We start from the raw sequence: 19,038 nt of genomic DNA on the forward strand, positions 1-19,038 counted from the left end.
CTCAGTAGATACAGCCCCCGTCAGGGCCGCAGGTGACGCTGATTCCATGGCTGGGGTCGGATGAAATAAACCCCGAGGTGGTTCCGTCGCTGATTACCGAACCGCCACGGCCACTGTGACCCAGGCCGCGACTGCCGCCGCCCCGGTTGCTGAACATCGGCGCCAGATTAAATAGCGCCGGCCCGCCTTCATAACCGCCGACGCCTGCGGCGTTGAGCCAGTAACGCCCGGGAATCGCCTGGCCGAAATAGTTTCTCAGAGCCATGGCTTCGCTGGGGTGTATTTCCCGACCGTTGATAAAAATGCTGGTGCCGCCGCCGGAGATATCCGCGGGCAGGGGAGCGGAGATGGGAAGTCCAGGATAGGTGACGCCGACAGTTGGGCCGCCTTCAAAGCCCCAGGCGCCGGTGTGCGCGTCGTACCAGTATTGGCCCGGTTGCAGACGAATCCCTTGCTGCGCGAAGTAGTTGGCCACTTGGGCGTCGAGGGGCGCGCGATTCACGATCACCCCCTCCGCCATTGCCGTGACTGAAATCAGTAGTGTCAGAAGAATCGTGCATGAACGAAACATCGTCGTCCTCCCGCCATCGCTACAAATGACTTGATTGCAAGGCTTTCGCCGATAAAACACCTATGAGGGGGCGTTAAAAACAAGTAGCGCGTTTTTTGATCAGTTTCCGTCAATAAATTTTCACTTCCTGGATTAGCCTGCGCGCAGGCCATCCAGACTCAAGCCGTCGCCCGCCACCGGCGCAGTGCGGGAAATAAACTGCACGAAGCCGGCCACGGCGGGTGAAGTCTGTTCCCGATTATATAAAAGACGCATTTGCACGCCTGGCAAGGCGGGCAGATAGTCGCTGCTCTCCACCACACGCAACCCTTCCGGCACGATGCTTTTGCCCAGGACCGTGACCCCCAGTCCCGCCAGTACGCCTGCGCGTATGCCGCTGAAACTGGCGCAGGTGTAAACAATGCGCCAGGGAATGCTCATGGAGTCCAGGGCTTCAATAATGCGATGACGGTAAACGCAGCCCCGCGGCGCGACGATCAACGGCACAGGATGGCGGGTATGGCAGGTGTGATGAATGCTGGTGGCCCACACCAGATCCTCCATCCAGCCTTCTTCCGGGGAGATAGTGCGCAGGCTAGTATGCAGGGCGAATACCAGATCCAGCTCTTTAGAGCGATAACGCTCCACCAGATTGGAACTGAGATCGCAGGTGACCTCCAGCGTGACGTTAGGGTGCGCCTGGGAAAACTTGCCCAACACCTCCGGCAACGAGCTGGCGAATTCGTTGGGAATTCCCAGGCGCAGGCAGCCGGCCAGCTCCGGCTGCGACAGTTTGATCATGGCTTCTTTATTAAGGGCGAGAATGTCGCGGGCGTACTGCAACAGAATCAGCCCCTCCGGAGTGGGAGCCAGCGCCTTGTTGTTGCGCACGAGCAGGGTGGTTCCTAYTRACTCCTCCAGTCGCCGGATCTGCAGACTGATTGCTGGTTGCGAGCGTCCCAACGCGTCGCCAGCCTGAGTAAAACCGCCATAATCCGCTACGGCGACAAAGGTTTGCAGGAGATCGGTGGGGAGATAATTCACAGCGTTACCATAAATATTTTAAATAAATGCATTTTAACTATTAATTTCACAAATCAATAGCCCGGAGTTATGGTTCAGCTATATAAAAACGATATCGCTGTAGTCCTGTTTCGGCGGCGTCTCTCTCTGTCGATACGTCCTGAGGCGGGCTCAGAAGGATAATTTATTCCAACCGGTTCCAATTGAGGAGTATGTTACGTATGAGCGGTCTGAAATTCACCGAAGATCACGAGTGGTTGTCCATGGAGTCCGATGAAGTCGGTGTTGTGGGCATTACAGATTACGCACAGGCGCAACTGGGCGATCTGGTGTTCGTTGAGCTGCCCGAAGTGGGCCGTGAAGTCAGTCAGGGCGAAGATATCGGCGTAGTGGAGTCGGTGAAAACCGCCAGCGATATCAAGAGCCCCGTCAGCGGCGTCGTAGTCGCCGTGAACGAAGCGCTGAGCGACGAACCTGGGAAAGTGAACGAAGACCCCACAGGAGAAGGTTGGATTTACAAAATCTCTCTATCCAATGCTTCTGAAGTTGAGTCGCTGATGGATGACGCGGCTTATAAGGCGCTGACAGGAGAGTAAGATCATGAGCGATACACGCGAAACTCTGGCTGAACTGGAGCAGCGGGACGCTTTCATCGGTCGCCACATCGGCCCGGATGAAGCGGAAAAGACCGCCATGTTGAACGCGCTGGGCGTGGCCGACATGGAAACGCTGATCAGCAAAACCGTTCCTGAAACCATCCGCATCCAGGAAGGTCTCGATCTCGACGGCCCTTGCACCGAAGCACAGGCGCTGGCGGAGCTGAAAGCCTTCGCTGAACGTAACAAAGTTTTCAAAACCTACATCGGCATGGGTTACTACAACACCCTGACGCCGACGGTCATTCTCCGTAACGTATTGGAAAACCCCGCCTGGTACACCGCTTATACTCCGTACCAGCCGGAAATCTCTCAAGGCCGTCTGGAAGCGCTGTTGAACTTCCAAACCATGATAGGCGACCTTACCGGTATGGAAATGGCTAACGCCTCTCTGTTGGATGAAGGCACCGCGGCGGCGGAAGCCATGACCATGTGTCGTCGCGTCAACGCCAAGAACAAGAGCAATGTGTTCTTTGTTGCGGATGACTGTCTGCCGCAGACGATCGAAGTGGTTAAAGGCCGCGCTGAGCCTCTGGGCATTGAAGTGGTTGTCGGCGATCCGCAGAAAGACCTGCAAAACCATGATTACTTCGCAGTGCTGTTGCAATATCCGGGCGTTAACGGCGATGTCCGCGATTACCGCGAACTGATCAAAACCGCTCACGCAGCCAATGCGTTGGCGATTATGGCGGCGGATATTCTGTCTCTGACCCTGTTGACGCCTCCGGGCGAACTGGGCGCGGATATCGCCATCGGCAACAGCCAGCGTTTCGGCGTGCCCTTGTTCTTCGGTGGTCCCCACGCGGCTTACATTGCAACCAAAGATGAATACAAGCGCTCTCTGCCTGGCCGTCTGGTGGGCGTTTCCGTAGACGCCAATGGCGATAAAGCCTACCGCCTGGCGCTGCAGACCCGCGAACAGCACATTCGTCGTCAAAACGCGACCTCGAACATCTGTACCGCGCAGGCATTGCTGGCGATTACCGCCTCTATGTACGGCGCTTACCATGGTCCAGAAGGGCTCAAGCGCATCGCCCGTCGCGTGCATCGCCTGACCACTATTCTGGCGGAAGGCCTGAAGCAGGCGGGACGCACCGTCAACACGGCGTATTTCTTTGACACTGTGTCCGTCGCCACTGGCGGCGATACAGACGCGGTCTACCAAGCCGCTCTGCAGCAGAAGATCAACCTGCGGCGCATCGATGATAAAACCCTGGGCGTTTCACTGGACGAAACAACTACCCGCGAAGATGTCGCCGCACTTTTACATGTATTCGCCTCCGGCAAGCCGGTTGCGGATGTCGCGACGCTGGACGCCTCCGCCAAGGATGCGATTCCCACCGAGCTGCGCCGTCAAAGCGCGTTCATGACGCACACTGTATTCAACCGTTACCACTCCGAAACGGAAATGCTGCGTTATCTGCGTCGTCTGTCGGATAAAGACCTGGCGCTTGACCGTACCATGATCCCGCTGGGTTCCTGCACCATGAAGCTGAACGCCACCACGGAAATGACCCCGGTGAGCTGGGACGGCTTCTGTGCAATTCACCCCTTCGCGCCGCTGGACCAGACTGAAGGCTATCGCGCTCTGATCTCTGATCTGGAGCGTATGCTCAGCGCCGCAACCGGCTACGCCGCGTTCTCTCTGCAGCCCAATGCGGGTTCACAGGGCGAATACGCGGGCCTGCTGGCGATTCGCGCTTATCATCAGAGCCGCGGGGAAGGTGATCGCGACGTCTGTCTGATCCCCAATTCCGCACACGGCACCAACCCTGCGTCCGCGCAGATGGTGGGCATGAAAGTCGTGGCGGTGAAGTGCGACGACAACGGCAACGTGGACCTGAACGATCTGCGTTTGAAAGCCGAGCAGCACAGCGCCAAACTGGCGGCGTTGATGGCGACCTATCCGTCCACTCATGGCGTATTTGAAGAAGGCATCCGCGAAGTGTGCTCCATCGTGCATCAGCACGGCGGTCAGGTTTACATCGACGGCGCCAACCTCAACGCGATGGTCGGCCTGTGTAAGCCCGGTCAGTTCGGCGGCGACGTATCGCACTTGAACCTGCACAAAACATTCTGTATCCCGCACGGCGGCGGAGGTCCTGGCGTTGGCCCGATTGGCGTCGCGGCGCATCTTGCTCCGTTCCTGCCTGGCCACAGCGCCATGGGCGAGACAGCGGACAAAGCGATTGCGCCTATCTCCGCAGCGCCCTGGGGCAGCGCGGGCATTCTGCCTATTTCCTGGACTTATATCCGCATGATGGGCGGTGAAGGCCTGACCGAAGCGACCAAGTCGGCGATTCTGAACGCCAACTACATCGCCAAGCGTCTGGAGCCGCACTATCCCGTGCTGTATACCGGTTCGCAAGGTTTCGTGGCGCATGAGTGCATCATCGACGTACGTCCGTTCAAAGACAGCTGCGGCGTGACCGTTGACGATATCGCCAAGCGTTTGATCGACTTCGGCTTCCACGCGCCAACCATGTCATTCCCAGTTCCAGGCACGCTGATGATTGAGCCGACCGAGAGTGAGTCTCTGGCGGAACTGGATCGCTTCTGCGACGCCATGATCGCTATCCGCGAGGAAATCCGCGCAATTGAGAACGGCGAATACGACGTGGATCACAGCCCGTTGCACCACGCCCCGCACACAGCGGCGGACCTGGTGGGCGACTGGGATCGTCCATACAGCCGCGAGCGTGGCGTGTATCCGTTGAAGGCGCTGAAAGCGGACAAATACTGGAGCCCGGTAGGTCGTATCGACAACGTGTACGGCGACCGTAACCTGGTGTGCGCATGTCCTCCGATGACTGAGTACGAGGACTAAGCAGTACTGCGGGGCGCACACGCGTCCCGCTTCATCTGCGCAAAATAAGAATCTGAAAGAGGAACACGAGCCATGTTTACCGAAGATATGCGGATCGCTGATTACGATCCCGAGCTGTCGGCGGCCATCAACGCGGAAAAGCGCCGTCAGGAAGAACACATTGAATTGATCGCCTCCGAAAACTACGTCAGCCCACGGGTGATGGAAGCGCAAGGCGGCGTCTTGACCAACAAATACGCGGAAGGCTATCCCGGCAAGCGTTACTATGGCGGCTGCGAGCACGTCGATGTCGCGGAGCAACTGGCCATCGACCGCGCCAAGCAACTGTTCGGCGCTGATTACGCCAACGTGCAACCCCATTCTGGATCACAGGCCAACGCTGGCGTGTATCTGGCCCTGGCCAAGCCTGGCGACACCATTCTGGGCATGAGTCTGGATCATGGCGGTCATTTGACTCACGGCGCCAAGCCCAACTTCTCCGGCAAAATTTTCAACGCCGTGCAGTACGGTCTGAACCCGGAAACCGGCGAAATCGACTACGATCAAGTTGAGCGTCTGGCGAAAGAACACAAGCCTAAACTGGTTATTGCTGGCTTTTCCGCCTACTCGCGAGTCGTGGACTGGCAGCGTTTCCGTGACATCGCGGACAGCGTTGGCGCGTATCTGATCGTTGATATGGCGCACGTCGCTGGTCTTGTCGCGGCGGGTCTGTATCCGAGCCCGGTGCAAATCGCCGACGTCACCACGACCACCACGCATAAAACCTTGCGCGGTCCTCGCGGCGGCCTGATTCTGGCGAAGTCCAACCCAGAGATTGAGAAAAAACTGCAATCTTTGATTTTCCCAGGTATTCAGGGCGGTCCTCTGATGCACGTGATCGCCGCGAAGGCGGTAGCGTTCAAGGAAGCCCTGGAGCCTGCGTTCCGCGACTATCAACAGCAAGTCGTAAATAACGCCAGAGCCATGGCGGACGCTGTAAAGGCGCGCGGCTACAAAGTCGTCAGCGGCGGTACGGACAACCACCTGTTCCTGATCGACCTGATCGATAAGGGCGTAACCGGTAAAGACGCCGATGCCGCATTGGGTCGGGCTTACATTACCGTCAACAAAAATACGGTGCCGAACGATCCACAGTCGCCATTCGTGACTTCCGGTCTGCGTATCGGTACGCCAGGCGTCACCACTCGCGGCTTCAAAGAGAAAGAAGTCGTGGAGCTGGCGAACTGGATTTGCGATGTGCTGGACAATATGGGCGATGAAAGCGTTGTAGAGAAAGTCCGCGAGAAGGTGCTGAGCATCTGTCGCGATTTCCCTGTCTACCGCGCCAACGCCAAATCCGGAGCCGCCCTATGAGGCGCTCCGGTCTCTCCGTCCGCTTAGCGGGCGGGTTTCTCAAAATTTCACAGCTCCGTTGCGAGTGATGATTTATGGCTGTAAGCGTTTTTGATTTGCTCAAAATAGGCATTGGTCCTTCCAGCTCCCATACCGTGGGACCCATGAAGGCGGTGCGTCAATTCCTGCAGGGATTGCAGCGGGACAGCCTGCTGGAGCAGGTTATCACTATCAAGGCGGAATTATTTGGCTCTCTGGCCGCCACCGGTAAGGGGCACGGCTCCGATAAAGCGGTGATGCTGGGCCTGGAGGGAGAAACACCTGAAGACGTCGATACGGATGACGTGGAAGCGAAGATCGAACGTATTCGCACCCGCCGCCGCATTCGTCTGTTGGGTCTGCACGAAGTCGACTTCGTGGAGAAAGAACATCTGCTGATGAACAAGCGCGCGACCTTGCCTTATCACCCCAACGGCATGCGTTTTACGGCGTTTAATCATGGTGCGGTGGCTTTGCGTACGCGGACTTATTACTCCGTCGGCGGCGGCTTCGTTCTGGACGAGGACGCGGTGGGCGAAGACAAGATCGTCCCCGACACCACGCCGTTGCCATATGCTTTCCGCACGGCGTCGCAGTTGCTGGAGCACTGTCGCGCCACCGGTTACAGCATCAGCCGCATCATGATGGAGAACGAAAAGACCTGGCGCAGCGAAGAAGAAGTGCGCAAGGGGCTTCTGCGCATCTGGCAGGTAATGCAGGATTGCGTCGAGAACGGCTGCCGCAAAGAGGGCATTTTGCCTGGCGGTCTGAAAGTGAAGCGTCGCGCGGCGGAACTGCATCGCGCGCTGTCCAGACGGCCGGAGTCCGCCATGAAGGACCCGCTCAACGTTCTCGACTGGGTGAATTTGTATGCGCTGGCGGTGAATGAAGAAAACGCCGCGGGCGGCAGAGTAGTGACGGCGCCGACCAACGGCGCGGCGGGCATCATTCCTGCGGTATTACACTACTATGACCGTTTTGTGGGCGGCGCCAATGACGATGGCGTCGTGCGTTTCCTGCTGACAGCGGCCGCTATTGGCGTGCTGTACAAAGAAGGCGCATCTATTTCCGGCGCCGAAGTCGGCTGTCAGGGCGAAGTGGGCGTGGCCTGCTCCATGGCGGCGGGCGCGTTGGCGGAAGTGCTCGGTGGAACGCCTCAGCAGGTGGAGAACGCCGCAGAGGTTGGTATGGAGCATAACCTTGGCCTGACCTGCGATCCTATTGGCGGACTGGTGCAGGTGCCCTGCATTGAGCGCAACGCCATGGGCTCGGTGAAAGCGATCAACGCCGCGCGTATCGCGCTGCGGGGAGATGGAAGTCACTTCGTTTCCCTGGACAAGGTCATCAAAACCATGAAAGCCACCGGCGCCGACATGAAGACCAAATACAAAGAGACCGCTCGCGGCGGTCTTGCGGTGAACGTAATCGAATGCTGATGCGCCGGTCCTTCGGGACCGGCTTCGGCGACTACAGAATTTCATGCGAACAACGGCGTCCCCGGTGACGCCTTTAGGGAGACGAAGCAATGGCTGAAAGTCATAACAACGCCGAAATGGCGAAAACCCCGTTGTATGACCTGCACGTGGAGTGCGGGGCGAAGATGGTTGAATTCGCAGGCTACGCCATGCCGGTGACATTCCCCGCAGGCATTATCAAAGAACATTTGCACACCCGCGCCAAGGCCGGACTGTTTGACGTCTCCCACATGGGGCAGGTGCGTCTGAAAGGCGCTGGCGCGGCGGAAGCGCTGGAAGCCCTGGTTCCCGGCGATATCGTCGGCCTGGAGAAGGGCGCGCAGCGCTACACGCTGTTCACCAATGACAAAGGCGGCATCCTGGACGACCTGATGGTCACCAATACTGGCGAAGACTTGTTCCTGGTGGTTAACGCGGCCTGTAAAGAACAGGATATCGCGCATCTGCGCAAGCACCTTGGAGACAAGGTGGAAATCGAAGTGCTGGAAGATCGCGCGCTGTTGGCGCTGCAAGGACCCACTGCGGCGGGCGTGATGGAAGAATTGGCTCCAGAACTGACCAAACTGGTTTTCATGACCGGCGCCTGGGCGACGCTGGAAGGCGCTGAGTGCTTCGTCACTCGTTCTGGCTACACCGGCGAAGACGGTTACGAAATCTCCGTGCCTGCGGATCGTGCGGAAGCGCTGGCGCGCAAATTACTGGCGCACCCGGACGTCGAGGCTATTGGCCTGGGCGCGAGGGACTCTCTGCGTCTGGAAGCGGGCCTGTGTCTGTACGGCCATGACCTGGACACGGACACCAATCTGGTGGCGGCGAACCTGAAGTGGGTGCTGTCCAAGCCACGTCGCGCCGATGGCGAACGCGCAGGCGGTTTCCCCGGCGCGGATGTGACCCTGAGCGAGTTTGCTGAAGGTTCTCCCCGCAAGCGCGTTGGTTTGGCTCCACAAGGTCGGGCGCCAGTGCGTGAAGGCGTTGAGATCGTCAACGGGGAAGGGCAAGTGGTTGGCGTCGTGACCAGCGGCGGCTACGGCCCCAGCGTTGAGAAGCCCGTGGCGATGGGCTACGTCAACACTGACTGCTCCGCCATGGGTACGGAGCTGAAAGCCATCGTGCGTGGTAAAGAAGTGCCGGTGACTGTCGTATCAGCGACCTTCGTTGAGCATCGCTACTACAGAGGCTGATTCGCCGCTGTAGGGCACGCAGGCGGGCAGGGAGCGGCGGTAGCTGCTTCCGCCCGCTTTGTTTGATCTGCTTTATTGCGCCTGTCCGTGTAACGGGCGAAAACCTGCTTATAATCCTCACTGCCTTTAATCTGTCGGACTCTCTGCGTCACCATGTCCCGCAATTCTGGACTGGCCTGTTTACTCAGACTGAGATAGATATCGTAGGGTGGTATCACCGCGTCCATATTGACGAAACGATAGCAGTCCGAAGGCGGTTCGCTCTCTTGCGCCAGGTTGTAGCGCAGACGAATTTCCATCTCCACGAATCCATCAACGCGCCCGACGGCGGTCAAACGAAAGCCCTGCTCGTATTTCTCTACGCCTGTTAGCGTGAGCGCCCTGCGAGCTTCCATGCGGCGTAGTTCGGGATAGTTGAAATTATCGAGAATGACCAGGGTCATGCCCAGTAAATCCGCCTCTCCAGCAATGCTTTTAGGGTGATCATTGCAGGTCAGTAGCGCATGATTAACGGTAAATAAGGGCTCTTCCACAAAATCCCCTACATCAGTCAGGGAATTCCAGACCTTGGCGTCGTAGGCCAGCCAGACTGTGCCCGTGTCTTCCCTGATAACGCGGTGCAGGCGATTGACCGGGAGCGGTTTGGGAACTAGCTGTAAAGGCGTGTCTCGAAAAATGATTTCAACCAGGTCGGTGATCAATCCGCCTTTGTTGACGCCTTCAGATGCGATCTGAAATGGGCTGGTCAAGTCTTCAACGATGTAGTAGGTGATCTCTTGCGAGGCGAGCTTGTCGGCATGGGAGTGCAAAGTAAAAGCGGCCAGTAAGCAACTCAGAGACGCCAACAAAACGAGCTTGGGTGCGAACATCTTAGGTACCGGCTACACGCTTTCAAGTATGCGGGATGGCAAGCATCGGCTCTGGTTGAAAACCTGGGCGTATCAGTGCGTTGCTTTCTATTAGAATTAGCATAGCCGGCCTAAAAGGCAAGCGGAGGGGCGATAATCCTGAAATAAATGGGCGCGTCAGGCTTGTTACCGACCGAGCTTGTCGTTGCGAGGAGCGAATAGGTATTATTGGCCGACCTGGAACGCGCGTCACCCGACCGCTTTAGGGTATTTTATAGCGCAAGAAAATGACAAACAGGGAGCCGTGGGACGACGGACTCGCCTGATGACTGACACGAGCCAGAGGAACCGCTTTGAAATTACATATCGCTGAATCTTATTCGTCGCAGGGGGCGTCGAATAACGTCAGGGTAAGGTTGCATGATGCCGGATAAGTTCAACGACCGGCTGCAGGCTGAAGCGATTCGGCATATTCAGGAAAACGAGGCGTACGCGGAGCTTGCGTTGCGGGAGCCTGCGCGCACATCGGGTCAGGGGCTGGAGCAACATGTGTTGGACCGGGCCCGGCAGATGGGGGAAAGCGTTGCTTTGGGCGCGCGTCTGCAAAAGACGGCGGAGGCGGCGAAAAAAGTCGCCTTTGCCGCAACGGCGCTGTTGTTTTGCCTGGGCGCACTGGCGGCCCGGCAGGCCTTTGACGGCGCACAGCAGGGCAGTGTGAATTTCTTCTGGCTGCTGCTGGCGCTGTTGGGCGTCAACACACTGATGCTGGCGCTATGGGCGGGCGGCATGGCGCTGGCGTCACGCAAGGCTAAAACAGGCATGCTCGGCCAGACGCTGGAATGGGCGGTGGCCTACTGGATGAGCAAGCTGGGCGGTAAGAACAGCGCGGACGCCGCTGCGGCGCAGGCTTGGTTCGCGGTCATGAACGCCGGGGCGGTAGGCCGCTGGAATCTCAGCCGGCTGTCCCATGCGTTATGGCTGTCCTATTTACTGGGCGGATCGACGATGATTCTGCTGATGCTGGCCGCTCGCCAGTATGACTTTATTTGGGAAACCACCATCCTGTCCGAATCCTCTTTCCAAACTCTGACTCAGGCCCTGGCGGCTCTGCCGCAATGGTTTGGCTTCTCTGCGCCGACGCCGGAGCAAATCGCAGCCAGTCGTATTGGCGGTTCGCCAGCTAACGCTGAGGCGGCGCGTCAGGCATGGTCTGGCTTATTGTTGGGCGGCATGTTGACTTATGGAATCATTCCGCGTCTTTTGTTGCTGGCGGCGTCCTGGATCGCGTACGGGCGTGCGCGCTCCGCTTTTCGCCTGAATCTGGCGCGTCCTTATTACGTTCGTTTGAAACAGAAGCTGATTCCGGCCACGAGGGTGCTGGGAGTAGTGGATGCGGATGAAGACGATCGTCCTCAGGCGGACCCCGAGCCTCAACAGGCGCAGGAGGAAACCCCTCCGACCCAAAGCTACTGGCTCGGGGTGGAATTGGACAGCGCCCATATGGCTGCGGGAGATGGCGTTTCTGAGGCGTTTAATCTGGGCAATGTGTTGGATCGGGAAGGCCAGCATGCAGCGCTACAGCGCGCCCTGGCGCTGAAACAGACGCCGTTGGTGCTGGCGGTGTCACTGCAACGCTCGCCAGACCGCGGCTTGAAGCGGTTTCTGGCGCAACTGACCGAAGGGCGTAAATCGCTGACTTGGCTGGAGTTGTGCGAAACGGCGGGGTATTTCAATCAGGATCAGCAAGGGCGTGACATACGCATCTGCGACTGGCACCAATTGGCCGCGGAATGCGGAATAGAGCCACAGCGGGTGGCGCACCGGGTGATCGGGACGCATTCCGAAGGGGAGATGAAGCATGGATAACGCCACGCCGTCTAAAGCCCGCGCCGGTATCGGCGGCGACCCGATTTCCGTGGCTGTGGTCGGCCACACCAACGCGGGTAAAACCTCTCTGATGCGCACTCTGTTGCGCGATCTGAAATTTGGCGTTATCTCCAATCATCCCGGCGCCACCCGACATGTGGAGGCGGGGCAGATTCTGGTCAATGAAACGCCGGTCATCACGCTGTTCGATACGCCGGGGCTGGAGGATTCCATCGAACTGCTGGAGGCGCTGGAAAAATTGCGTCCGGGGCAGGATAACGGGCTGGGACGGCTGCGCGCGTTTATCCAGGATCTGGATCGCTATCCGCAGTTTTCACAAGAAGCCAAGGTAATCCGGCAGCTGCTGCAGGATGAACTGATTTTTTATGTCGTGGATGTCCGCGAGCCGGTGCTGGGTAAATACCGGGACGAGCTGAAAGTGCTGAGCTTTGCGGCGCGTCCGGTGATTCCCGTGCTGAACTTTATCGCCGCGCCGCGCTCCAATCTGGCGCAGTGGCGTGAGCATCTGGCGGCGTTGAACCTGCATGCCCAGGTGGAGTTCGATACCGTCGCTTTCAATTTTGAGGACGAGAAGCGTCTCTATCAGAAGATGCAGGCGTTGATGGCCGCCCGCTATGACGATCTGCAACAGCTAATCGAAGAGCGTCAGAAGCAATGGGAGTCCCAGATGGACAGCGCCGCGCAGCGCATCGCCGCTTTGTGGACGGACGTGGCCAGTTTTCGACTGATGACGGCGAACGAGGAGGCGGAAATTCAGACGGCGGCGGAACGGATGCAGGAGCAGGTGCGTAAGGCGGAATCGGATTGCGTCGCCGATTTGCTGCAGATTTTTCGCTTCGCCGACGAGGACGTGACTGTCGCCGCCTTGCCGGTTCGCGATGGCGAATGGGAGCTGGATTTGTTTGATCCGGACAATATGAAGCGCATGGGCGTGGAAGCCGGCAGCGGCGCGGCCGCCGGCGCGGCGGTGGGCGTCGGCGTGGACCTGATGGCCGGCGGCGTCACCTTGGGCGCCGCGGCGGCGCTGGGCGCCCTGGCGGGAGTGGTGTGGCAGACAGGACGCCGTTATCGTGAAGATTTGACCGCGGCGATACGTAAACAACGCAAGTTGTGCGTGGACGAATCCACCCTCAAAGTATTGTGGCTGCGGCAACAGTATTTATTCGAAGCGCTGCAAAAGCGGGGACATGCGTCGCAACAGCCGATGGCCCTGGCGGATGGCGGCTCGCCGGAACTGCCGGGGGACTGGTCGCGCTGGTTGCGCAAGGCGCGAGGCAATCCTGAATGGTCCAGTCTGCGCCCCGGTTGCGACCTGGATGACCAAGAGCGTGTGGCGTTTATCAAGACAATAGGTTCTAATTTACCGGGTGTTCTGGTAAAAAGTTGAAAATCTTTTTAGTAAAACACTCTAACATTCTGAAAAATATGGAAGAGAAGATGAGAAAAGCAACGTTAGTATTGATTGCGACAACCTTAATGGCCTCCGGGTGTTCGTGGGTTTCTCTGACGCCGGAAGGCGAAACCGTCAAGGTGGCCAAGAGAAATGAAGTGGCGAACTGTCAGAAACTGGGCACGACTACCTCCAACGGCGTCAGCCGCGTGGGTATCCTGAGCCGCGACGAAAAAGTCATTTTCGAAGAGTTGTCCACGCTGGCGCGTAACGAAGCAGCGTCTCTGGGCGGCAATACCGTCGTTCCTGATAGTGAAATCTCCATCGACGGACGTCAGCGTTTCGCTATCTATCAGTGCCCTTACTGATCCGTATTCTGACGCCGGTCGCAGAACAAGCGGCGTCCGGCGGGTTTTGAACGGATAATTCCGTCAGGATTGCGTCTTATGAACCTCAGCGGCGTTAAAGGATTTATCTTCGATCTGGACGGCACCTTGGTGGATTCCCGTCTGGACTTTGACGCCATGCGGCGAGAACTGGGTTTTCCTGAAGGAAAGCCCATTCTTGAGCATCTGGAGACGCTGGATGACCCTGACGCCGTCGCCAGGGCCTGGGCGGTGGTGGAAGCTCATGAAATCGCCGGAGCGCGTGCGGCGACCTGGATGCCGGGAGCGAAAGAACTGCTGATGTCGCTGCGGGAACTGGATATTCCGGTGGCGATTATGACCCGTAATATGCGGGAAGCCACCCGGATCGCTATTGAGGCGCTGGGCATTCCCGTCGAGCTGGCCTTGACCCGCGAAGATTGCAAACCCAAGCCGCATCCGGAAGGACTGCTGCGTATCGCCGAGACCTGGGGGTTGGCCTGCGGAGAGCTGATCTATGTCGGCGATTATATCTTTGACCTGCAGGCGGCCCGCAACGCCAACATGATCGCCTGTCTTTACCTGAATGAACGTAATCATATCTATCAGGAACACGCAGACTGCGTGATCCGCGCCTTTGACGAATTATCGCCCCATCGCTGACACGCCCAAATAATCCTCTCCTCAGGCCATGACGGTTTAGACTCCCTGACGTCAGGCATTATTTTTGTTTAACCCGCTCGTGGCGCGCCGCTTGCCTCGCCAGTAACGCCATTACGTCTCACTATACATAGCGGTCCGCTTCGTACCGGGCTTCGCCGTCCGCCGCCCCTTTTGCTATGGAGTTATGGCGCTAAATACGCGCGTTCCGGGTTTGGTAAATACGCCTGGAGAGGTCTATTGTTGATAAGACAGTGCAGGGAGAATTGCTATGCAGGGCGGGGAGGACATTCAGCTGCTGGTCTTTCGTTTGGACGACAGGCCTTACGCAGTTGAATTGGCGCGAGTCAGGAAAGTGTTCAGAGCGGCGGCGATCAATCCGTTGCCATCAGGGCCGAGGGTGATATGCGGCGTATTGAATATGCGCGGTCGCCCGGTGCCGGTGGCGGATCTGCGATTACGTCTGGGATTGCCATCGCGGGCCACGGCGCTGGAGGATCGCTTCCTGTGGGTGAGCGCCGACGCCATGGACCTGATTCTGACCTGCGATAGCGTTGACGGCGTCAGTGTATTTCCTCGCTCCAGCATGTTGGACGGCGCAGAGATTCCGGAGCGACCTCCGGTCTTGAAGGGCGTCGTCTGCCTGCCTGATGGCGTGCTTTATATCAACGATCCAGACACCTTGCTCAACCTCAGGGAAAAAGAGGAACTGGCGTATGCGCTTGCTGAGCATGATGAGTGACGCCGTGACCCTGCCCAATGCTCTCAGCCCTGACCTGTTGTCGGCCTGCCAGTGGAAGATCAACGAGCTATGGGGACTGCATTATCCTCAGGAACGCTGGTCCGATCTGGAGCGGCATCTCAAACTGGCCGCCCTGGACCTTGGCTACGATGAGCCCGCCGCCTTCGCCCGCGCGCTGCTGTATGACCAGATCGACGCAGCGCAAAAAGTTCGACTGGCTACAGAGCTGGCGGTGGGCGAGACCTATTTTTTACGCGATCCCGCCTGTTATCAGCATCTGTTTCATCACTTTCTTATTCCTTTGCTGGATCAACGTCGCCGCAATGGCCAGAAACGTTTGCGCATCTGGAGCGCAGGCTGCTGTAGCGGCGAGGAAGCCTATAGCCTTGCGATTCTGTTGGAAGGCTTGCTGCCCGACATGCGTGATTGGAAGGTTGACCTGATGGCCACGGATCTGGTGGCGGAGTTTGTGGAGAAAGCGCAAAGCGGCAGTTACAGCGCCTGGTCGTTTCGACAGGTCGACCCGCAGTGGCGCGCCCGCTATTTCAGTCAGAGCGGCGCCAATCAGTGGACGATTCATGATCGCTTCCGGCGGCGTGTCGAATTCTTTCAATTGAATCTGGCGCAGTCGGTTTTTCCCGACGAGAAACGAGGACTGTGCGACTGTGACGTGATCTTGTGTCGCAACGTGCTGATGTATTTCTCCCCTTCGCAGGCGGCGGCGGTGCTGGATCGTTTGCAGCGCTCCCTGAGTCCGGGCGGGGTGTTGCTGTTATCGCCAGTGGAAAGTGTGATCTGCCAATGGGCGGGCAAGAAAGTGCACAACTGGCCAGAAGCGGTATGTCTGCGGCGGCAGGGAGATGAACCGCGATTGCGTGAAGCCCCATCAGAGCCCGCCTACCCAAGCCCGCAAGCGGCGAATGCGCTTTCGGGACGGATTGAGCAGCACGCCTGGCGCGCCACCGCCGTGGATATCTCGGTGGCGGCGTCTGTTGTATCAAATACTCCGGAAAAGAAAGTCGTCTCGCGAGAGCAGCAGGCCTCCGATGCGGACAATGACTGGCTCCGGGGACAAGAGGCCTATAGCGAAGGCGACTATGATTCCGCCGTGCAACACTTGCAACGCTTTACCGCTCGCGCAGGCCTGTCGCTGCGTCAGCAGGCGGACGCCGCTATTCTCATCGCCCGCAGCCACGCTAACCGTAATCGTTTGCAGGATGCGGAAGACTGGGCCAATCAGGCGATTCGGCTGGATCGTTTACAGCCGGCCGCCTATTGGCTGCTGGCGTCTCTGCATATTGGGCGTTCCGAACGTCGCCAGGCGTTGGAGGCGTTGACCCGGGTGATCTATCTGCAACCGGATTTCATTATGGCTCACTATCTCAGCGGCATTTTGTGTCTGCGATTGGGCCAACCTGAGCGCGCTGTGCGCTGTTTACGAAATTGTAGGGAGCTGCTGGCGTCCGTGGCGCCGGAGCAGCCACTGGAGGAAGGGGAAGGACTGACGGCGGGAGACCTGCTGGAACTGGTGCGAGGGGCGTTTGACGATATCGCCGGCGATATCAAGTGAAACGCATTGCGCCCGAAGGATTGTAAGGAAGGAGAGCAGAGTTGAAAGGTTCAACATACACCGACTGGGAAGCGTTAAAACGTAATCTGCAGCAGGTGGAGCAGTTTCTGGCGAATGAATTCAATCCCTCGCCGGATTCCGCCAGAGCGCGGCTGCAGGAGCGTGCGCGGGAGTTGGCGGAGCCGGAGAAGGAAGAAGACGAGTCGGATCGTATGGAAGCGCTGGTGTTTGAGCTGGCTCAGGAAATCTACGCCCTGGAGCCGGAGTTTATTGCGGAAGTCGTGCCGCTGAAGCCGCCGACGCCCATTCCCTGTACGCCTCCTTATGTATTGGGAGTGATCGGCGTGCGTGGGCGCATCGTATCAGTGTTAGACCTTCGCGTGTTTTTCGATCTGCCGTTGAAAGGCCTTTCGGATCGTAACTCTGTCGTTGTGTTGTCCCAGGAAGGCCGTGAATTTGGACTGTTGACCGACCGGGTCGCCGGCATTCGCGTATTGTCACGAAAGCGCCTGAACACCCGGCTTGAACACCTGAGCGGCGTGCGCAAAGAGTATCTGCTGGGGGTGACCCCCTCCCACTGGGCGGTGCTGGATGCGTACAAGTTACTTCACGACGCCCGACTGATCGTCAACGACAGGATATAGGATATGTTCTATCGCAACCTGAAGACCGCCAACAAGCTGATTCTGGCTTTCAGCTTCATTGCAGTAATTGTTGTGGGGGCCTTGATCATTGCTTTTCAGGGGCTGCAGCAGATTCATCAGTCGCAGCAGCAAATTTTCGATGAACAGTTCACCCAGCACATGCGCATCAAGGACTTAATGATCAATATCAACGAGAACCGGGCGTTGATGTTGAAAATGGTGGTGCAACGTGGCGCGGGAGGCGGGTTGCTGGATGAGGTGAAGCGCAGCAGTCTGCAAGGGGAAAAGCTGCTGGGCGAACTTAACGGCGCTGCGGTGCGCGCCAGTGAAGCTCAGGATTTGCTGCATAAGCTGCGGGATCAGTGGATGGCCTTCGCCAGCGCCAGGGAGAAAACGATCATTCCCTTGATTGCGTCCGGCGACTTTGACTCTGCTGCGACCATATTGACCAATGAGCAGGCGGAGCGCATCGGCCAGATACGAGAACTGGGCGATCGGATTATCAACTTGGGCGAGCACAGTATTCAACAGGCGCTGGCTCAGTCTGAAGCCACGGTGGAAGGGCAGCGACAGACCATTATGGTCGTCATTGCCGCCATACTCGCGCTAATGACGGCCGTCGTGTGGTTGACCTCTCGATCAATTGCAGGCCCTCTGTCTGATTTGACGCAATGGGCGGAACAGATTGCGGAGGGAGACCTGATGTACGGCAGGGAGTTCGAAAGGCGGGAAGACGAAGTGGGCATGCTGAGTCAGGCCTTCAGTCGTATGGGGGAAAATCTGCGCGAACTGGCGAAAACTTCCGAAGCCATCGCCAAGGGAGATTTGACCGTGACGGTCACGCCGCGTTCCGAGCGTGACATTTTAGGCAATGCGTTTTCCGCCATGATCGGCAATTTGCAGAGCCTCACTGCAGACCTGAAAGAAGGGGTGGCGGTGCTTTCCACCGCCAGCCGGGAAATTATGGCGTCAACCGGGCAGGTCGCCTCCAGCGCCCAGGAAACCGCCACCGCCATCAGCGAAATCACCACCACCGTGGAAGAAGTCAAACAGACGGCGAGCGTCTCCAACCAGAAAGCCAAGCATGTCACCGAAGCCGCGCAACGCACCCTGCAGGTGTCCCAGGACGGACGTAGAGCGGTGGAGGCGACCCAGGGCAGCATGAGCCAGATCCGGCAGCAGATGCACGCCGTGGCGGAAAGCATCGTGCGCCTGAGTGAGCAGAGTCAGGCTATTGCGGAGATCGTCGCCACGGTTAACGATCTGGCGGAACAGTCCAACCTTTTGGGCGTAAACGCGTCTATTGAAGCGGTTAAGTCCGGCGAACAGGGGCGCGGCTTTTCAGTGGTGGCGCAGGAAGTGAAAACCCTGGCGGATCAGTCTAAACAAGCCACCGGTCAGGTGCGCAATATCCTTAATGATATCCAGCGGGCCATGAATAAGGCCGTTATGGTGGCGGAGCAAAGCAGCAAGGCGGTGGATGGCGGTTACCAACAGGCCCAGTTGTCAGGAGACGCCATTCGCATGCTGACGGACAGTATTGAAGAATCGTCAGGCGCAGCGCTACAGATTGCAGCCTCCAGCCAGCAGCAACTGGTGGGAATGGACCAGGTGGCGAGCGCCATGGAGAGCATCAAGAAGGCCAGCCAGGACAATGTGGAGGGCACCAAGCAGGCGGAACAGGCGGCGCGCAATCTGCATCAATTGGGGTTGCGCATGCAGAACCGGATTGCGCAGTTCAATGCCTGAGCAACACTGGGGGCGCGCTGAGTTGAAGCTTTGGAAAAGACTTTTTCGTGGCGGAAGTTTAGGCGACATAGCGGAACGGAGTTTTCCGTCGGCCATGCAG

16 protein-coding genes are annotated in these 19,038 nt (G+C 58.1%); 13 read left to right on the plus strand and 3 right to left on the minus strand.

Going from position 1 to position 19,038, the window contains the following annotated elements; genetic code table 11:
- Position 1 precedes the first annotated feature (1 nt).
- A complete protein-coding gene (locus KP814_RS19700; protein ID WP_216738376.1) occupies positions 2-571 on the minus strand; it encodes a hypothetical protein in 570 nt (189 codons plus the stop codon).
- A 132-nt stretch (positions 572-703) separates the two neighbouring features.
- On the minus strand, positions 704-1,594 hold the full coding sequence (locus tag KP814_RS19705) for a LysR substrate-binding domain-containing protein (protein ID WP_216738377.1): 891 nt from the start codon (positions 1,592-1,594) through the stop codon (positions 704-706).
- A 200-nt stretch (positions 1,595-1,794) separates the two neighbouring features.
- Between KP814_RS19705 and gcvH the strand changes: the two genes are divergently transcribed.
- The 5 genes from gcvH (at position 1,795) to gcvT (ending at position 9,083) form a co-directional block, all read left to right on the plus strand.
- Positions 1,795-2,169, plus strand: a complete 375-nt coding sequence (gcvH, locus tag KP814_RS19710) for a glycine cleavage system protein GcvH (RefSeq protein ID WP_347815430.1) — start codon at positions 1,795-1,797, stop codon at positions 2,167-2,169.
- Positions 2,170-2,173: 4 nt separating this feature from the next.
- Positions 2,174-5,056, plus strand: coding sequence for an aminomethyl-transferring glycine dehydrogenase (gene gcvP, locus KP814_RS19715; protein ID WP_216738379.1), 2,883 nt, complete (start codon positions 2,174-2,176; stop codon positions 5,054-5,056).
- A gap of 72 nt (positions 5,057-5,128) precedes the next feature.
- Positions 5,129-6,409: a serine hydroxymethyltransferase gene (gene glyA / locus KP814_RS19720; protein WP_011397654.1), complete on the plus strand. Its 1,281-nt coding sequence runs from the start codon at positions 5,129-5,131 to the stop codon at positions 6,407-6,409.
- A 74-nt stretch (positions 6,410-6,483) separates the two neighbouring features.
- The gene (locus KP814_RS19725; RefSeq protein WP_216738380.1) at positions 6,484-7,863 is read left to right on the plus strand and encodes an L-serine ammonia-lyase; all 1,380 of its coding nucleotides are present in this window, start codon (positions 6,484-6,486) and stop codon (positions 7,861-7,863) included.
- 89 nt (positions 7,864-7,952) lie between these two features.
- A complete protein-coding gene (gene gcvT / locus KP814_RS19730; protein ID WP_216738381.1) occupies positions 7,953-9,083 on the plus strand; it encodes a glycine cleavage system aminomethyltransferase GcvT in 1,131 nt (376 codons plus the stop codon).
- Here gcvT and KP814_RS19735 read toward each other — a convergent pair.
- Entirely contained in the window at positions 9,071-9,952 is an 882-nt protein-coding gene (locus KP814_RS19735) for an ABC transporter substrate-binding protein (RefSeq protein WP_216738382.1), read from the minus strand. The genes gcvT and KP814_RS19735 overlap by 13 nt on opposite strands.
- 399 nt (positions 9,953-10,351) lie before the next feature.
- Here KP814_RS19735 and KP814_RS19740 point away from each other — a divergent pair, with 399 nt between their 5' ends.
- The 8 genes from KP814_RS19740 (at position 10,352) to KP814_RS19775 (ending at position 18,938) form a co-directional block, all read left to right on the plus strand.
- The gene (locus tag KP814_RS19740; RefSeq protein WP_216738383.1) at positions 10,352-11,797 is read left to right on the plus strand and encodes a DUF2868 domain-containing protein; all 1,446 of its coding nucleotides are present in this window, start codon (positions 10,352-10,354) and stop codon (positions 11,795-11,797) included.
- Positions 11,790-13,205, plus strand: coding sequence for a GTPase/DUF3482 domain-containing protein (locus tag KP814_RS19745; protein ID WP_216738384.1), 1,416 nt, complete (start codon positions 11,790-11,792; stop codon positions 13,203-13,205). The genes KP814_RS19740 and KP814_RS19745 overlap by 8 nt, the downstream gene beginning before the upstream one ends.
- A 50-nt stretch (positions 13,206-13,255) precedes the next feature.
- The gene (locus KP814_RS19750) at positions 13,256-13,576 is read left to right on the plus strand and encodes a DUF4156 domain-containing protein (protein WP_164887258.1); all 321 of its coding nucleotides are present in this window, start codon (positions 13,256-13,258) and stop codon (positions 13,574-13,576) included.
- A gap of 78 nt (positions 13,577-13,654) precedes the next feature.
- Positions 13,655-14,236, plus strand: a complete 582-nt coding sequence (locus KP814_RS19755) for an HAD family hydrolase (RefSeq protein WP_253938495.1) — start codon at positions 13,655-13,657, stop codon at positions 14,234-14,236.
- A gap of 268 nt (positions 14,237-14,504) precedes the next feature.
- Complete coding sequence (locus tag KP814_RS19760) at positions 14,505-14,975, plus strand: chemotaxis protein CheW (RefSeq protein ID WP_216738385.1); 471 nt, start codon at positions 14,505-14,507, stop codon at positions 14,973-14,975.
- Positions 14,950-16,545 carry a CheR family methyltransferase gene (locus KP814_RS19765; RefSeq protein ID WP_216738386.1) on the plus strand — a complete coding sequence of 532 codons (1,596 nt, stop codon included), beginning with the start codon at positions 14,950-14,952 and terminating at the stop codon, positions 16,543-16,545. The genes KP814_RS19760 and KP814_RS19765 overlap by 26 nt, the downstream gene beginning before the upstream one ends.
- A gap of 41 nt (positions 16,546-16,586) precedes the next feature.
- Positions 16,587-17,189: a chemotaxis protein CheW gene (locus tag KP814_RS19770; protein WP_216738387.1), complete on the plus strand. Its 603-nt coding sequence runs from the start codon at positions 16,587-16,589 to the stop codon at positions 17,187-17,189.
- 3 nt (positions 17,190-17,192) lie between these two features.
- Entirely contained in the window at positions 17,193-18,938 is a 1,746-nt protein-coding gene (locus KP814_RS19775) for a methyl-accepting chemotaxis protein (protein ID WP_216738388.1), read from the plus strand.
- Positions 18,939-19,038 lie beyond the last annotated feature (100 nt).

It is taken from the genome of Hahella sp. HN01 (genome assembly GCF_018986435.1).
Classification (GTDB): Bacteria; Pseudomonadota; Gammaproteobacteria; order Pseudomonadales; family Oleiphilaceae; genus Hahella.

Coding starts and splice junctions, on each gene's coding strand:
- KP814_RS19700 (WP_216738376.1), bottom strand. CDS start 571: ATGTTTCGTTCATGCACGATTCTTCTGACACTACTGATTTCAGTCACG.
- gcvH (WP_347815430.1), top strand. CDS start 1,795: ATGAGCGGTCTGAAATTCACCGAAGATCACGAGTGGTTGTCCATGGAG.
- gcvP (WP_216738379.1), top strand. CDS start 2,174: ATGAGCGATACACGCGAAACTCTGGCTGAACTGGAGCAGCGGGACGCT.
- glyA (WP_011397654.1), top strand. CDS start 5,129: ATGTTTACCGAAGATATGCGGATCGCTGATTACGATCCCGAGCTGTCG.
- KP814_RS19725 (WP_216738380.1), top strand. CDS start 6,484: ATGGCTGTAAGCGTTTTTGATTTGCTCAAAATAGGCATTGGTCCTTCC.
- gcvT (WP_216738381.1), top strand. CDS start 7,953: ATGGCTGAAAGTCATAACAACGCCGAAATGGCGAAAACCCCGTTGTAT.
- KP814_RS19735 (WP_216738382.1), bottom strand. CDS start 9,952: ATGTTCGCACCCAAGCTCGTTTTGTTGGCGTCTCTGAGTTGCTTACTG.
- KP814_RS19740 (WP_216738383.1), top strand. CDS start 10,352: ATGATGCCGGATAAGTTCAACGACCGGCTGCAGGCTGAAGCGATTCGG.
- KP814_RS19745 (WP_216738384.1), top strand. CDS start 11,790: ATGGATAACGCCACGCCGTCTAAAGCCCGCGCCGGTATCGGCGGCGAC.
- KP814_RS19750 (WP_164887258.1), top strand. CDS start 13,256: ATGAGAAAAGCAACGTTAGTATTGATTGCGACAACCTTAATGGCCTCC.
- KP814_RS19755 (WP_253938495.1), top strand. CDS start 13,655: ATGAACCTCAGCGGCGTTAAAGGATTTATCTTCGATCTGGACGGCACC.
- KP814_RS19760 (WP_216738385.1), top strand. CDS start 14,505: ATGCAGGGCGGGGAGGACATTCAGCTGCTGGTCTTTCGTTTGGACGAC.
- KP814_RS19765 (WP_216738386.1), top strand. CDS start 14,950: ATGCGCTTGCTGAGCATGATGAGTGACGCCGTGACCCTGCCCAATGCT.
- KP814_RS19775 (WP_216738388.1), top strand. CDS start 17,193: ATGTTCTATCGCAACCTGAAGACCGCCAACAAGCTGATTCTGGCTTTC.